Raw genomic sequence first — 14,901 nt, forward strand, 5'->3', positions numbered from 1 at the left:
CAGCAGTGATGCCCTTATGAAGCGACCCGGCTGATCGCCTCGGCGAGTTGCGCCTGCGAGAACGGCTTGCCGAGACGGGGCAGATTGGCGATGCCGGCGCCTTCGGGGATCTCGGCGTAACCGGTTGCGAGGATGATCGGCATCTCAGGCCATTCGCTGCGGATCGCTTCCGCGAGCTGCGCGCCCGTCATGCGCGGCATGGCATGGTCGCAGATTACCAGGTCGACCTGCTGGTTGCGCAGGATGTCGAGCGCCTCTGGACCCGCCATCGCCTCGAACACGGTATGGCCGAGATCCTCCAGCATCAGTGTGGTATTCATCAGGACCAGACCATCGTCGTCGACGGCGACGATGCGCAGCCGGCGCGCCGCATTGTCCTCCTGCTGCGGCCGGTCGGGGGTCGCGCCGGTTACCTGTTCCATCATCGCGACCGGGAACCACAATTCGGCCGTCGTGCCTTCGCCGAGGCTGCTCTTCATCATCAGGCGGCCGCCGGACTGGGACGCAAGGCCCTGCACCATGGAAAGGCCGAGACCGGTGCCCTTGCCGACACCCTTGGTCGTGAAGAACGGCGTGACTGCCTGCTCCAGCGTCTTGGCATCCATGCCCTCGCCTTCGTCGATCACCGCGATGCGGACATAGCGCCCGGGCGACAGCGGACCCTTGCCTGATGGCAGCGACTCTTCGGATGCGCGAAGCATGATCCGGCCGCCGGACGGCATGGCGTCGCGGGCGTTGACGACGAGGTTCAGGATCGCCATCTCGAGCTGGTTCGGATCGGTCAGGATCGTCGGCAGCCTGATGGGGAAAGAGGTCTCGATCACGGTGAGCGGGCCGAGCGAACGGCTCAGCATATCCATCATGCCGCGGACAAGGCCGGAGACGTCGATCGGCTCCATATGCAGTTCCTGCCGGCGGGAAAAGGCCAGCATGCGCTGCGTCAAGGCGGCGCCACGCTGGGCGCCCTGCATGGCATTGTCGACCAGCGATGTCAGCGAGAGATCCTGCGGCATGCGTTTCTTCAGAATTTCGAGACTGCCGAGCACAGCCATCAGCAGATTGTTGAAATCATGGGCGATACCGCCGGTCAATTGACCGATTGCCTCCATCTTCTGCGACTGGAAGAGCTCTTCGCGCGCCTGCTCCAGTGCCCGCTGTGTCTCCATCTTCTCGGTAATATCGCGGGTGATCTTCGCGAAACCGAGCACATCGCCTTCCTCATCGCGGATGACGTCGATGACGACGCTGGCCCAAAAACGGCTGCCGTCCTTGCGGACCCGCCAGCCTTCCCTCTCGAACCGGCCCTCGGCGCGCGCGATGTCGAGCGCAGTCTGCGGCACGCCGGCTTCGCGGTCCTCGGGGGTATAGAAGGTCGAGAAATGCCGGCCGATGATTTCCTGCGGCCGATAGCCCTTGATACGCTCTGCGCCGAAATTCCAGCTGCTGACATTGCCGTCGGGATCGAGCATGTAGATCGCATAGTCCGAGACGCCCTGGACCAGCCGGCGGAACTGTTCCTCGCTCTGGCGGATCGCCTTTTCGGCCGCCCTGCGTTCGGTCAGGTCGCGGGTGATCTTGGCATAACCGATGAGCTCGCCGGACGGACGGCGGATCGGATCGATGACGACATGCGCCCAGAAGCGGCTGCCATCCTTGCGCCGGCGCCAGCCTTCCCCCTCGAAGCGGCCTTCCTCCGCTGCCGTGGCAAGCGCGCGCTCCGGTACCCCCTCAGCGCGGTCCTCTTCCAGATAGAAACGGGAAAAATGCTCACCGAGAATTTCGGAAGGCTTGTAACCTTTGAAGCGCTGTGCGCCGGTATTCCAGCTGGTAACGATGCCTTCGGGGCTCAGCATATAGATAGCGTAGTCGGTGATGGCATCGACCAGAAGGCGAAAGCGTCCCCCTTCGTCAAGAGACGTAACATGTCGATCCAGCACTTCCATCGGCCCCTCTGAGTCACCAGCGCTTTATAACGCAGCGACAGCCAGATGGTTCCGGAGAGGCCCCAAAATTCAGACGGCCTTGACCTGCGGATAGAACCGCTCACTGATCCGCTCGGCAGCGGCATAGGCCTGTGAGACGATCTCCGGCACGAGATCGATATCGGGCAGGCTGCCGAGGCCGAGCGGGCCGACGGCAAAGAGCCCGGCGACCGTCGAACCGTCGTCGAGGAAGGGCTCGCCGCGCGCATTGACCGCCAGGCCGAGCGAGAGCTCGTCCGGCATGGCGAGGCCGGCGGAAAGCAGGCTCTGCATCAATGGCGCTGAAAGATCCGGCGCCTGGCAGCGGCAATCGATGATGCGCTCGGCATGGATGACCTCCTCAACTGTGGAACCGGCCGGCGTGAAGAACAGGCCACTCAGGCCCCGGCGGCCGGCCCGGCCGCGACGCAGCACCGTGCGGCCTTCGGCAAGCTCGCGTTTCAGGCGTAGGTGCATGGCCTCCGGCAAACGGTTGCGGTGACTGTCGTAGATCGCCCTGAGGTGGCGGTTGAACTGATGTTTGTCGCGGGCCGGCAGCGAGCGCCAAAGCGAGCGGGCATGTTTTCTGAGGCCGTTCATTACCGATTGCCAGCTTCGCCCCGCTTCCTCCGCCTCGCGGCAGGCTTCACGGATAAAGCGCACGATCTCCGGCAGGCTCTGCGGCAGCGTTTCGGCCGGAAACACCGGATCGGCGGAATTCGGCGTATGACTCTGGGGCAGGAAGCCGCGCCTTGAAATGATCGTCACCTGGCCGGCATAGCCGGAATCGCGCAGCTGTAGCAGCTGGTCGACGACGCGGATGCCGCTGCCGAGCAGCACCGCATGCGGCCGCGCGACGAGCCGCTGGGCCCTGATCGGCGAAGCGTCCTCGCCGCCGGCATCCGGCGCAGTCAGGCCGTAGCCGGTGGCGAGGATCACGGTATCGAACAGCGGATTGGCGGGATTGGCGCTTTCGAGCAGGAAGCGGTTGCCGTGGCTCCTGCGGATCGCCACGACCGGATCGTTGCAGACCTGGACCGTGATGTCCCTGCGCGCGGCGAGTGCTTCCGAAAAGCGCTGGTAGACATAATCGCTGAAGATCTCCTTCGGCACGAAGATCTGCCGAAATCCGGGAATGGCGGCCGGCACGGCGGCGCGGAAGGCGGCGTTGCTGCAGAGCCAGTCGTTGAAATCGTCGTTGTCGCCGACCGAGACCGAGAGATCGCGCACACGGGTGTTGAGGATCGTCGAGGAGCGAGCCGAGGCCAGCGCCTGCCCGCCGCTGACCGACGAATTTGGATCAAACAGCTGCAGGTGGAAAGGCGCGCGCACCGTCTTCATCAGCGCGATGGCCGTCATCATGCCGGATAAGCCGCGCCCGACGATCGCAATACGCGGCACAGCTGATATCTGCGCTGCCGCACTGGCTCTCGCGGAAAAAAGTCCCTGAACCGTCATCGCAACTCCTTTGCGGCTTCATCCGCACCGTGTGTCGATCGAGGTTTCAACGCATAAAAAAGCGGTTCACGCGTTGATGAGGTTCATGCGGCCATTCACTACACTTGCCGCGGCATCCGGGTCCAGACCAGCGGCCCCGCAAGAGAACTAGGAGTGCAATTACGCTCGTCCATAGTCTATCAAACTGGTAGTGTATGAAAGCGGTAAATGGCGCAGGTGGCAAGGGGTTTGTTGCCACATCTTTTCAAGTTATTGAAATATAATACAATTTAGAAGTGTTCGGTGGAAGTGTGGCCGGGTTTTGCATCCCGAACTGCGAATTGATCTCTAAAATGTCAGGTCGGCAGCGCCCTCAATTGCCCTCGCCCGGATATTGTTGTGCCTTCAGCAGGCCGGCCAGATGCACCGTGTTGCGCGCGAGCATGTCGACGGCTTTCGTCACGACCTTCGGCACCTTGTCGAGATCGACGAAATTGGTGGAACCCATTGCCTCGCCGACCCAGTAGGCGACCGCATTGGCCGGAATGGTGAAGCCGACGTCGTTCAGTGCCTGGAAGAGCTCGGCCGACACATGATGGGCGCCGTCCTCATTGCCGACGACGGCAATGGCCGCAACCCTGCCATAGGAACCATGCGGCCCTCTTCGTCCGTCTCCTCGAGGAAGGCGTCCATGCGCTCCAGCGCTCGCTTGCAGACGCTGGATGGCTGACCGAGCCAGATCGGCGTCGCCATCAGAAGGATATCGGCGTCCAGCACCTTGGCGCGAATATCGGGCCAGTCATCGCCGGCGCCTTCGTCGGAGGTGACGCCGGGCTTGACGTTGAAATCGGCCAGCCGGAGCACCTCGGTCACGACGCCGTGTGCGGACATGGCCTCGGCGATCAGTCCGATCATCCGGTCAGTCGATGACGCGTCCTCGGCGTCACTGGTTTTCAGAGTGGCGTTGAGGGCAAGGGCTTTCAGCGGCATGGGTCTCTCCGGAACCGGTCGGCGGTGGTATTCGCCTGCTGCAACCTGTTCGCGCCCAGATTGTTCCCAACCGGACACGAGGTGACCTCACGTAAAAATAACCAACTGGTGAATTCTTTACTTGAACCCCCAATTGGAATCGGCAAAAGTGAAGGTGCTATCAATCCCTTCATGGATTTGCCGTCTTTTCGGGCCAGCGTCCGACCACACATCTATTGGAAAAAATACCGTGAGCAGCGATGCGTTAATACGCGCGACGAAGCCTTCGGCTTCGATGGCGCTTGCAACTGCGGCAGGCTGGGGCCGAGGCCTCTTCACCTTGGTGCGCATCACCATGATGGCCTTCCGCCACCCCTGGCAATCCGGCTTTGCGATCGGCGCCACGCTTGTGGCCTCCACCTTCCAGCTGATGATCCCGCGCCTTCTCGGCCAGGCCGTCGACCACACGCAGATGGCGATGAGCGGCGGGGCGGCCGGCCAGGCGGCACAGGACGCGCTTTTGACCACGGCGCTGCTGCTGCTCGGCGCCAGCGTGCTGCGCGGCCTCTTTACCATGGTGCAGAACTATTACAGTGAAGCCGTCGGCCATCACATCGGCTATGAATTGCGGCTGGCCTGCTACGAAAAGATCCAGCGGCTCTCCTTCAGCTTTCATGACACCGTGCATTCCGGTGACCTGATTACCGTCGGCCTGCTCGATCTCGAAGGCGTGCGCATGTATTTTTCCACCGCGCTCGTCCGGATGATCCTGCTGTCGATCTTGATCGGCATCGGCGCCTATATGCTGCTGTCTACGGATATCGTGCTCGGTCTCCTGGCACTCTCCTTCGTGCCCTTCGTCGGCTGGCGCTCCTCGGTGACGCAGCTCAGGCTGCGCGCCACCTGGCTCGACCTGCAGGAGCGGCTTTCGGTGCTGACCCGCATCATGGAGGAAAATCTCGGCGGCATCCGCGTCGTGCGCGCCTTTGCCGCCCACGAACACGAGATTTCGAAATTCGAGGCGGCATCGAAGAGCGCACTCGCGCTCGCGCATCAGCGCGTCGGCATCCGCGTTACCAACACCAGCGCCATGACTTTCTCCTTCTTCGCGGCGATGGGCCTGGTGCTCTGGGTCGGCGGCAGCAAGGTGATGGCGGGCGAGATTACCGTCGGCACGCTGGCCTCGTTCCTGACCTTCATGACCATCCTACAGATGCCGGTGCGCCAGCTCGGCCTGATGGTCAACGCCTTTGCCCGGGCCTCGACCTGCGGCTCGCGCCTCTTTGCCCTGCTCGACCTCGACATCGCGATCAAGGATGCGCCGGATGCCAAGGAATTGGCGGTGACGGACGGGGTGCTGCGCTTTGAAAATGTCCGCTTCGCCTATCCGGGTTCGGAAAAGCGCACCGTACTCGAGGATGTCTCCTTCGAAGCCAGGCGCGGCCAGACGATCGGCATCGTCGGGCCTCCCGGCAGCGGCAAGTCGACGATCGCCCACCTCATTCCGCGCTTTTACGACGTCAGCGGCGGCAAGATCACCATCGACGGCCAGGATATTCGCAAGGCGACGCTGCAATCGCTGCGCCGGGCGGTTGCCGTCGTGCAGCAGGATTCCTTCCTGTTCACGACGACGATCGAGAACAATATCGCCTATGGCGACCCCTGGGCAAAGGAAAGCCGGATCGAACGCGCCAGCGAAAGCGCCCAGCTGCACAATTACGTGCTCGGCCTGCCCACCGGTTACGGCACCGTCGTCGGCGAACGCGGCGTGTCGCTGTCCGGTGGCCAGCGGCAGCGTCTCTCGATCGCCCGCGCGCTGATGCTGAAACCGGCGGTGATGGTGTTCGACGATTCGACGGCGGCAATCGACGCCGCCACCGAGCAGCGCATCCGCGGCGCCATGCGTCGCTACGCCGCCGACCGCGTGACCATCATTGTCGCACACCGCCTGAGTTCGCTGATGCATGCCGACCAGATCCTGTTCGTCGAAGACGGTCGGATCGTCGAGCGCGGAACGCATGAGGCGCTGCTTTCGCTCGGCGGGCGCTACAAGGCGCTATACGACCTGCAGGTGCGGCCGGGCGACGAGGTCTTGAGCGCCTAGCAACGGAATCCCCTTCTTCTGCTCACCGGGGAGAAGGGCGAACAAGCAATAAGTATGCAGGCCACCTTACGTGATGGCCGCGGGAGGAATGGCATGGCCGAGGAACTGGAAACCGAGCGTCCCGACGTTCGCGAGGATGGACGCCGCCCGCCGCGGGCGGTGGTCGGCTCGCATCGCGTCGAGGAGGAGATGTTCGGCAAGGCTTTTGACGGCAATATTGTCAAGCGCATCTGGGTTTTCGTTCACCCTTATCGCCGCCAGGTTCTGTGGTCGGTCGTCGCCGTTCTGACCTTCACGATGATGCAGCTCACCATCCCGCTGATCATTCGCTATGCCATCGACCACGGCATGTCGCCGGGCGGCAACCATTCGGCCCTGATCTGGTCGATCGTCGCATTCACCATCGCCATATCGATCAACTATGCGGCAAGCTATGCGCAGGAGATGCTGGTCGGCGGCGTCGCGGAAGACGTGCTCTTTGATATCCGCAAGGCGATGTTTTCGCATCTCCAGCGCGTCTCGCTCTCCTTCATGGACAAGACCGAAGTGGGACGGCTGATGTCGCGCCTGCAGGGCGACGTCAACTCGATGCAGGAATTCCTCGAAACCTCGGTGCTGTCGGTCGGCGACATCGTGCTGCTCTTCGGCATCGTCTTCGTCATGCTCTATCTCGATTTCAAATTGGGGCTGCTGACGCTCTCGGTGCTGCCGGTGCTGTTCATCGTCCGGCTGTTCTGGCTGCCGCTGGCGCGCAAATCCTTCATGGCCGCGCACGAGACCAATTCGATTGCGGCCGGCGCCCTCGCCGAAGCGATCCACGGCGTGCGTGCCGTCCAGAGCATGGACAGGCAGGGCGTCAACTTCACGCTTTACGACGACAAGGCGCATGCCAACTTACAGACGCATCTGACGGCGGCGCGCTATGCGCAGGTGATGGTGCCGATCGTCGACAGCCTGACCGGCGTGGCGATGGCGCTCGTCATCGTCGTCGGCGGCGCCCGCGTTCTTAATCAGGCGCTCGATGTCGGCGTGCTCGTCGCCTTCCTGTTCTACATCCAGCGCTTCTTCGACCCGATCCGTTCGCTGACGCTGCAATATTCGGTGATGCAGCGGGCCATGGCGTCGGGCCAGCGGCTGACCGAAGTGCTCGACGTGCCTGTCGAAATCAAGGACGCGCCTGGTGCCAAGGCCTTGTCGCGCGACATGGACGGATCGGTGGAATTCAAGGATGTCGTCTTCGGCTACAATCCGAAACATCCGGTGCTGAAGCACGTCAGCTTCAAGGTCAATCCCGGCGAGACGGTGGCGCTGGTCGGGCCGACGGGATCCGGCAAATCGAGCTGCATGTCGCTGATCCATCGCTTCTACGACGTGCAGCAGGGCCAGGTGTTGGTCGGCGGCGACGATGTGCGCGACCTGACGCAGGATTCGCTCGGAGCGCAGATCGCCATGGTGCTGCAGGAACCCTTCCTCTTTACCGGCACCGTCTTCGAAAACATCCGCTACCACAAGCTGGAGGCGACGCGCGAACAGGTGATCGAGGCGGCAAAGGCCGTCGGCGCGCATGACTTCGTGATGCGCCTGCCCGATGGTTACGACAGCGTTCTCGGCGAGCGCGGCGGCAACCTTTCGCTTGGCCAGAGGCAGCTTTTGAGCTTTGCCCGCGCATTGGTGGCGGATGCGAAGATCCTCGTGCTCGACGAGGCGACGGCCAATATTGACAGCTATACCGAGATGCTGATCCAGAAGGCGCTGGTGAAGCTACTCGAAAACCGCACCGGCCTTGTCATCGCCCATCGCCTCGCGACGATCCGTGAGGCGGACCGCATCATCGTGCTGCAGAACGGCGAAATCATCGAAAGCGGCGACCACCGCCAGCTGATGAAGAACGGCAAGCTCTATTCCAAGCTCTACAATCTGAACTACTCCTCCTTCGACGACATTCCCGAAGATGTGCTGGAAGAGACGACGGCAGCGGAGTCGGCGACGTGATCTCAAGCGACATGCATTAATACCTGTCGCAAAGTTTGAACGAACAAACGCCTTGCTGCCGCATTTATTTCCTATCGGGGACCCGTGCCACTGAGGAGAAAGTTATGAAGAGAGCTATTAGCAGCCTGGTGATCGCAACGGCCCTTGTTGGATTAGCCATTCAGCCCGCTGCCGCGCGTGACCGCCATCACCACGACGATACTGGCCGGGCTATCGCTGGCGGCGTTGCCGCCGGCGTCGTCGGCGGTCTGATCGGTGGCGCGATCGCCAATAGCGGCCCTCGCTACGTCGATGGGCCGCGTTACGTCGAACCCGCGCCGAGATGCTGGTATGAGGACCGCGATGTCCGTAACCGCTATGACGGCGGCTATCATATCGAAACCGTGCGGGTCTGCGAGTAGCGGGCAGACCTGGCCTTCTTATGGCGGCGTCGATCTGATCATTCGTCGTCGCCGCTGATTTCGCCATCACCGAGGCTGCATTCGCAAGCCTCGGTTTTTCTTTGCTCGGCCAATGCAGTAGCCTGCGGTCACTCCCACAGCAGAAATTTCCGGCTGCCTCGGCCGCCTGTCATGCGGCTGTTAGAGATGACCAATAGCTGAAAGCCGATGAATGATGGTCCAGTGAACGGCGACAAGACGCCAAAGAAAGAACGCATGCGCTTCGTCAGCGCCGAGCAGGTGGCGCAATTGGCGGGCGTTTCGCGCTCAGCCGTATCGCGTACCTTCACGCCGGGCACCAGCGTGGCGCCTGCAACGCGCGAAAAGGTGCTGCGGGTGGCTCAAGAACTGGGCTACCATGTCAACGACCTGGCGCGCGGCGTGCTTGCCAATCAGAGCCGCCTGGTCGGCATCGTCGCGACTCGGCCGGAAGTAGGTTTTCGCGCGCATCTGGCCGCAGCGCTTGCCAAATGCCTGATCAAACGCGGCAGCATCCCTATCCTCATCAACACCGGCCAGACGGAAGACGAGCTGCTCGCCGCCCAGAAGATGCTGATTGGGCACCGTGCCGAGGCGATCATCATCCTGTCCGGCTCGCCGCCGGCGAGTTTCTTCGAACTCGCGCAGCGAAATGGCCAGCCGCTCGTGGTGATCGGCCGTTCGGAACCCGATGCCGACCATGTGCGCGCCGGCAACTCCGAGGCCTCCCGCAAGGCGGCGACGGCCTTTTACGAAAGCGGCAGACGGCGGCTGGCGGTCATCGGCTCCAACACCGGAACGCCTTCCATCATTGAGCGCGAAAGCGCCTTCCTGTCGACAGCCGAATCGCTCGGCACATCCGTCATAGTCGGACGCGGCGGCGATTCCGACTATGACGGCGGCGTCACTGCCGCACGCGCGCTCTTTTCGCAGACAATAAAGCCGGACGCCGTTTTCTGCGCCAACGACCAGATCGCCTTCGGACTGATGGATGTCGTGCGCCTGGAAGCGCGGCTGCGCATCCCGGAGGATGTCGCCGTTATCGGCTTCGACGACGTGCCGGAATCCTCCTGGCTGAGCTATCGGCTGACCACCTTCCGCCAGGATCCGTTGACCATGGCGCAGCGCGCCGTCGAGCTGATGGAGCGGCGGCTTGAAAACCCGCGCTTGCCTCCGGGCTACGAACGCGTCATTCCGGAGCTTGTCATCCGCCAGAGCTTCAGACCCTGACCCTCCCCACCGCTTTTCGCAGGCTCCATCCTGTGGCAAGAAGAGTTGACGCGCGAACTGGGAGGAAGATCGACGCAGATGAAGGGAATCCGCCAGCTCGCCGAACATCTCGACATTTCGATCGGAACGGTGTCCCGTGCTTTGAACGGCAAGCCCGACGTCAACGACGAAACGCGCCGGCGAGTGCTCGCCGCCGCCGAAGAGCTCGGTTACGTCGCCAATCAATCGGGCCGCAGCCTTCGCCAGGGCATGACCAACGTCATCGGGCTGATGCTCGAAGTGAGCCGCGAGACGGTCGAAAACAGCGACGACTTCTTTCTTGGCGTCACCGACGGGCTGCAGAGCGTCTTTTCCCGCCACAAGCTCGATCTCGTCATGCTGCCCTGCCCCGATGACGAGGACCCGCATGAATATCTGAAGCGCATGGTGGCGCGCCGGCTTGTCGACGCGCTGATCATCTCGGCGACACGACGCACCGATAGGCGCATCGAGCTTCTGGAAAAAGCCCGCATCCCCTTCGTGGCGCTCGGCCGCAGCGCGTCGGGCGGCAGCTACACCTGGATAGATCTTGATTTCGAAGGCGTGGCGGCGCGTGGCGTCGACCGACTGGTTGCCAAAGGCCACCGACGGATCGCGGTGGCCGCCCCCTCCTCCGACATCAATCTCGGCTACATCTTCCTCGACGCCTACCGCCAGGCGCTGCAACGGCACGGTATTGCCTTCGACCCGGCCCTCGTCATCCGGGTCAAGTCGAGCGAACAGGGCGGTTATCAGGCCGGCCACGAATTGCTGATGATCGAAGAGCGGCCGACCGCAATCATTCTGATCCACGAACTGATGGCGATCGGGCTTTACCGCCGGCTTGCCGAGGCCGGCATCGTGCCGGGCCGCGACCTCGCCGTTGTCGGTTTTCGCGAGGAGCCGCGCACGCATTTCCTGCAGCCGACGCTGACCTCCTTCCGCATGTCGCTGCGCGATCTCGGCGCGCAGCTCGGAGAAACCCTGCTTGCCACCATGCCGGCCTATGCCGATCATTATCCGCAGGGCGCCCGCAACAGGATCTGGCCGCTGGAACTCGTTCCCGGCGAAAGCGACGCCTTCACGCTGACGGCCTGAAGCCCGCCGCGTAGATAGTTTCAGGGGTCTGCATCAGACCCGGCTCGGAGCCGCCGAATGCTCCCTGTGCGACAGCTGACGCGTGACGACGAAGACCAACATTGCTCCGGCCGCCAAGCAGGCGGCCAAGAAGAACATCGGCGCGATCGTGCTGCCGCTCGCTTCCTTGATCCAAGGCACGACGTTCTGGGCGACGAAACCACCGAGATTTCCGACTGAATTGATGGCGGCAAGGCCCGCCGCAGCCCCCGCGCCCTTGAGGAAACGGGAGGGCAGGCTCCAGAACACCGGTTGGGGCGCGAAGATCCCGGCAGCGGCGACGCAGAGGAAGGCGAACTGCAAGGTGTGGTTCGGGATCAGCGCCGAGAGCAGCAGGCAGGCGGCGCCGATGAAAGCGGGAATGACGATATAGGGCGTCTTCGATTGCGCCTTGTCGGCCATGACGGGAACGGCATAGAGCGCGATCGCGACCAACACCCAGGGAATGATGTTGAGGAAACCGTTCACGGTGTTGCTGACGCCGAAGGCCTTTACGATGGTCGGCAGCCAATAGCTGAGGCCATAGGCCGAAAGCGGAAAGGCGATATAGCAAAGCGCCATCAGCAGGACGCGTGGGTCGATGAGCGCCTTGAAGCCGTTTCCGGCATGCTCGCCCATGCCGGCATTTTCGGAAGTGAGCCTCCGTTCCAGCCACTGCTTCTCCTCGCCGCTCAGGAAGCTTGCATTTTCAGGCCGGCCGGGGAGATAGAAGAAGGTGACGATGCCGGCGATCACAGCCGGAACGCCCGTCGCCAGGAAGACCCACTCCCAGCCGGCAAAGCCGTAGAGACCGTCGAGATCGAGCAGCACGCCGCCGAGTGGCGCACCGACGGCATTAGCGATGGCGCTGAAGATCATGAACAGCCCGACCATCCTGCCGCGATAGGTCGACGGAAACCATAGCGTCAGCAGATAGAGGACGCCGGGAAAGAAGCCGGCTTCGCAGACACCGAGCAGAAAGCGCAGGATATAGAACATCGTCGCGTTCTGCGTGAAGGCGAGCGCGATGGTGACGATACCCCAGGAGACCAGGATGCGCGCGAACCAGACACGGGCGCCGAGCCTGTCGAGGAAGAGATTGCTCGGCACCTCGAAGAGAAAATAGCCGATGAAGAAGAGCGATGCGCCGAGACCATAGGCATATTCGCTCATTCCAAGGGCATCGACCATCTGCAGCTTGGCGAAACTGACGTTCTGCCGATCGATATAGGCGATGAGATAAAGAATGCCGAGAAACGGCATCAGCTTCCAGGTGATTTTCGAGATCAGCCGCTTCTCGTCGACCATAAGTATTCTCCGGTATGACCATGCTTGGGGATCGGGTAGATAGCGCGGCCAGCCGATATTCAATCGGGCGCGGCATTTTCTCGCAGCCGCAACCCTGATGATGTGACCGTACCCGAAGCCGGGTACGGTCTTTAATCATTCAGCGGCGGCGACGGCGGCGCGGCGGCCGATCGTTGCCTGGGTCAGCACGAAGGCCAAGAAGGCGCAAAGTGCGATGCCAGCGGCCATCGGAACGGCCGTGCCGTCGAAGAAGACGCTCGATATGACCATGGCGACGGCGGCGATCACGAAATGCAGCGTGCCCATCAGCGACGAGGCGGTGCCGGCAATCTCGCCGTGATCCTCGAGCGCGAGCACCGCGCTCGTCGGGATGACGAGGCCGAGGAAGCCGTAGCCGATGAACAGGAAAGTCGCCAGGACAGGCAGCTGGTCGAAGCCGGCGGCCATCACCACCGCCATGACGACCATGGCAAGGGCAAAAGCGCTGACCGCAATCCGCATGACGCGCACGAGGCCGAAACGCGCGCCAAGCCAACCCGTCGCCTGCGATACCGCGAAGAAGGACACGGCATTGATCGAGAAGGCGAAACTGTATTGCGTCGGCGTCAGCCCGTAATGCTGGATCAGCACGAAGGGCGAGTTGGCGAGATAGACGAGGAAGCTGGAAATGCCGAGGCCGCCGATGAACGTCAGCGTCAGGAAGTTGCGGTCGGCAAGCAGCAGGCGATAGGCCGCCATGGCGCTCTTCAGACCGCTGCCGCTGCGTTCGGTCGCCGAACGGGTTTCGTCAAGCTGGGTGGCGAGCAGGACGAGGCCGATGAAGGCGGCGATGGTCACGGCCCAGAAGACACCGCGCCAGCCGTAGAATTCGATGACGGCGCTGCCCGTCAGCGGCGCCAGGATCGGCGAGATCGAAAAGACCAGCATCAAGAGCGACATCAGGCGGGCGGCCTGCACGCCGGTATGCATGTCGCGGACGATGGCGCGCGGAATGACCATGCCGGCGGCACCGCCGATACCCTGAACGAAACGGAAGGCAATCAGCGTTTCGATATCGGTCGCCAGGGCGCAGCCGATCGAGGCGACGGAAAAAAGGCCGATGCCCAGATAGAGCGGCAGCTTGCGGCCCCACATATCCGACAGCGGACCATAGACCAACTGGGCGAGCGCAAATGAGATGAAGAAGGCGAGAAGGGTGAGCTGGGTGACGTTGTTATCGGCATGCAGATCCTGACCAATGGACGGCAGCGCAGGCAGATACATGTCGATGGCAAAGGGCCCGATGGCCGACAGAAGGCCGAGAATGAGGGCAATGCGAAAGAAGGGAGCCGTCATAATGGTGATCTTTCATAAAAGCGCGGCGGAAATACCGGATCGTCGCTCCGCGGCATGCTCTTGGAGCCGTTGCGTCCTCTCGGACGCACAAAGGACGCTCCAACAGTTTAATTCGACGCATCGGTGCTTTCCGAAAATCGGTTCCGATTTTCGCGCCGATGCGCGGGTTCAATGATGATCGTTCGCGCGAAGACGAAGTTGGGAGCTCATATCTCAGCGGCGGAACCAGGAGTGTCAACAAATTTGGACACAGCTGTAAAACTAGACGCCATTGTCTAAAACGTCAAGACGTCTTATCTTCGACCTCATGAAAGATCGCATGTCATCGGGAGCCCGGATAACCGGGCATACGCAGCGCGGACAATGCGCAAAGCGCATGTCGATCCTCGATGCCGCGGCCGACGTATTCTGCCGCCAGGGCTTTGCCGGCGCCAGCATCGACGAGATCGCCGCCGTGGCCTGCGTATCCCGCCAGACGATCTACAATCACTATCGCGAGAAGGAAACGCTGTTCGTCGCTGTCATCGAAGACGTCATGAACCGCGCCAACGCCATGCTCTTCTCCGTGCTGTCGACCTTCCCCGATCGTGCCGACAATCTGGAGGACGAGCTGACGGCGTTTGCCGTGCGCCTCAACAAGAATTGCATCTGCAACCACGACGGAAAATTCCTGCGCAAGCTGGTGCAGACCGAAGGCGAGCGATACCCACACCTCTTCGAAAGCTGGCGCCAGCAGGGGCCGGGCAAGCTGACCACCGCATTGTCCGCACTTTTCGGACGGCTTGCCCATAAGGGCGCGCTCACCATCGACGACTTCGACGTCGCCGCCAGGCAGTTCGTGGCACTCGGCAATGCCGATCTGCAGATGATGATCCTTCTCGGAGGCACACCCACCGATGAAGAGCTGGAAAAGTCGGCGCGCAACGCCGTCCATACCTTTCTCAAGGCCTATGGCAGGCCGGAAGCGGAAGAGGCCGACCATCCGCCGCAGCTCGCAGCCATATCCGGCTGA

Annotated in this window: 10 protein-coding genes and 1 pseudogene; 6 read left to right on the top strand and 5 right to left on the bottom strand. The window is 62.3% G+C overall.

Annotated elements, in window-relative coordinates; all coding sequences use genetic code 11:
- Window positions 1-14: 14 nt before the first annotated feature.
- The 3 genes and pseudogenes from HFO71_RS27690 to HFO71_RS27700 form a co-directional block, all read right to left on the bottom strand.
- Window positions 15-1,943 (bottom strand): hybrid sensor histidine kinase/response regulator, encoded by a 1,929-nt coding sequence (locus HFO71_RS27690; protein WP_168286756.1) that lies wholly within the window; start codon window positions 1,941-1,943, stop codon window positions 15-17.
- Window positions 1,944-2,012: 69 nt separating this feature from the next.
- On the bottom strand, window positions 2,013-3,419 hold the full coding sequence (locus HFO71_RS27695; RefSeq protein ID WP_221988666.1) for an FAD/NAD(P)-binding protein: 1,407 nt from the start codon (window positions 3,417-3,419) through the stop codon (window positions 2,013-2,015).
- A gap of 352 nt (window positions 3,420-3,771) precedes the next feature.
- Window positions 3,772-4,388 (bottom strand): annotated as a pseudogene (locus HFO71_RS27700) (flavodoxin family protein).
- Window positions 4,389-4,509: 121 nt separating this feature from the next.
- On the opposite strand from HFO71_RS27700, the gene HFO71_RS27705 reads away from it, so the two are divergent.
- From HFO71_RS27705 to HFO71_RS27725, 5 genes are all read left to right on the top strand, one after another.
- A complete protein-coding gene (locus tag HFO71_RS27705) occupies window positions 4,510-6,471 on the top strand; it encodes an ABC transporter ATP-binding protein (protein ID WP_221988667.1) in 1,962 nt (653 codons plus the stop codon).
- Window positions 6,472-6,564: 93 nt separating this feature from the next.
- Window positions 6,565-8,463: an ABC transporter ATP-binding protein gene (locus tag HFO71_RS27710; protein ID WP_131640674.1), complete on the top strand. Its 1,899-nt coding sequence runs from the start codon at window positions 6,565-6,567 to the stop codon at window positions 8,461-8,463.
- A 104-nt stretch (window positions 8,464-8,567) separates the two neighbouring features.
- Complete coding sequence (locus tag HFO71_RS27715) at window positions 8,568-8,864, top strand: hypothetical protein (protein ID WP_221988668.1); 297 nt, start codon at window positions 8,568-8,570, stop codon at window positions 8,862-8,864.
- 207 nt (window positions 8,865-9,071) lie between these two features.
- Window positions 9,072-10,112 (top strand): LacI family DNA-binding transcriptional regulator, encoded by a 1,041-nt coding sequence (locus tag HFO71_RS27720; protein ID WP_221988669.1) that lies wholly within the window; start codon window positions 9,072-9,074, stop codon window positions 10,110-10,112.
- A gap of 78 nt (window positions 10,113-10,190) precedes the next feature.
- Window positions 10,191-11,228, top strand: coding sequence for a LacI family DNA-binding transcriptional regulator (locus tag HFO71_RS27725; RefSeq protein ID WP_221988671.1), 1,038 nt, complete (start codon window positions 10,191-10,193; stop codon window positions 11,226-11,228).
- Between the two features lie 33 nt (window positions 11,229-11,261).
- Here the strand turns inward: HFO71_RS27725 and HFO71_RS27730 are convergent, their stop codons facing one another.
- Together HFO71_RS27730 and HFO71_RS27735 are read right to left on the bottom strand one after the other, a co-directional pair.
- Window positions 11,262-12,554, bottom strand: coding sequence for an MFS transporter (locus tag HFO71_RS27730; protein WP_221988673.1), 1,293 nt, complete (start codon window positions 12,552-12,554; stop codon window positions 11,262-11,264).
- 135 nt (window positions 12,555-12,689) lie between these two features.
- Complete coding sequence (locus HFO71_RS27735; RefSeq protein WP_168259261.1) at window positions 12,690-13,889, bottom strand: multidrug effflux MFS transporter; 1,200 nt, start codon at window positions 13,887-13,889, stop codon at window positions 12,690-12,692.
- A 271-nt stretch (window positions 13,890-14,160) separates the two neighbouring features.
- Between HFO71_RS27735 and HFO71_RS27740 the strand changes: the two genes are divergently transcribed.
- The gene (locus tag HFO71_RS27740; RefSeq protein ID WP_077979970.1) at window positions 14,161-14,901 is read left to right on the top strand and encodes a TetR/AcrR family transcriptional regulator; all 741 of its coding nucleotides are present in this window, start codon (window positions 14,161-14,163) and stop codon (window positions 14,899-14,901) included.

Source organism: Rhizobium laguerreae (genome assembly GCF_019778565.1).
In the GTDB taxonomy this organism is placed as follows: domain Bacteria; phylum Pseudomonadota; class Alphaproteobacteria; order Rhizobiales; family Rhizobiaceae; genus Rhizobium; species Rhizobium laguerreae.

Excerpts from the sequence above, each read along its gene's own strand:
- HFO71_RS27715 (WP_221988668.1), top strand. The coding sequence starts at position 8,568 with ATGAAGAGAGCTATTAGCAGCCTGGTGATCGCAACGGCCCTTGTTGGA.
- HFO71_RS27695 (WP_221988666.1), bottom strand. The coding sequence starts at position 3,419 with ATGACGGTTCAGGGACTTTTTTCCGCGAGAGCCAGTGCGGCAGCGCAG.
- HFO71_RS27730 (WP_221988673.1), bottom strand. The coding sequence starts at position 12,554 with ATGGTCGACGAGAAGCGGCTGATCTCGAAAATCACCTGGAAGCTGATG.
- HFO71_RS27710 (WP_131640674.1), top strand. The coding sequence starts at position 6,565 with ATGGCCGAGGAACTGGAAACCGAGCGTCCCGACGTTCGCGAGGATGGA.
- HFO71_RS27725 (WP_221988671.1), top strand. The coding sequence starts at position 10,191 with ATGAAGGGAATCCGCCAGCTCGCCGAACATCTCGACATTTCGATCGGA.
- HFO71_RS27720 (WP_221988669.1), top strand. The coding sequence starts at position 9,072 with ATGAATGATGGTCCAGTGAACGGCGACAAGACGCCAAAGAAAGAACGC.
- HFO71_RS27690 (WP_168286756.1), bottom strand. The coding sequence starts at position 1,943 with ATGGAAGTGCTGGATCGACATGTTACGTCTCTTGACGAAGGGGGACGC.
- HFO71_RS27735 (WP_168259261.1), bottom strand. The coding sequence starts at position 13,889 with ATGACGGCTCCCTTCTTTCGCATTGCCCTCATTCTCGGCCTTCTGTCG.